Genomic DNA, 387 nt, shown 5'->3' with positions numbered 1-387 from the left:
CAGTTGGCGCGAAAGCGTATCCAGCTCGCCGTAGGTCAGCACCTTTCCCATGCATTCAAATGCACGGCGGTTACGGTTCTTCTGGAAGGAATCCTCAAGCAGATGGGCCAGCGATCGATACTGCGATGCATCGATCTCGGCCGGCACCCCGGCGGGATACTGCTTCAGCCACGGCTTATCCATGGGCGTGTCTCCTGGCGATTGTTGATTTTTTCGAATGGTCGTTCGTTTTTTCGGCATCCTACGCGGATGTCTGTGTCAAAACAATAACTTAGACGGTTCCCTCAGCCGGCCTGGCCCGCTTGAAACTGGTGCAGAAACCGCCGTTGGCATCACTTTTGCGTGATGCCGTCCGATGTCGCGATCGCCGGAGGCGCCAGCAATCGC

At 56.8% G+C, this 387-nt stretch carries 1 pseudogene; it reads right to left on the bottom strand.

What is annotated here, in order from left to right:
• Positions 1 to 183: pseudogene (locus GRF61_RS24440) on the bottom strand (long-chain-fatty-acid--CoA ligase); the annotation flags it as partial.
• Positions 184 to 387 lie beyond the last annotated feature (204 nt).

Origin of the sequence: Azoarcus sp. TTM-91 (assembly GCF_012911025.1) — a bacterium.
Taxonomy (GTDB): Bacteria; Pseudomonadota; Gammaproteobacteria; order Burkholderiales; family Rhodocyclaceae; genus Azoarcus.
This window is presented reverse-complemented; position numbering and strand designations above follow the sequence as displayed.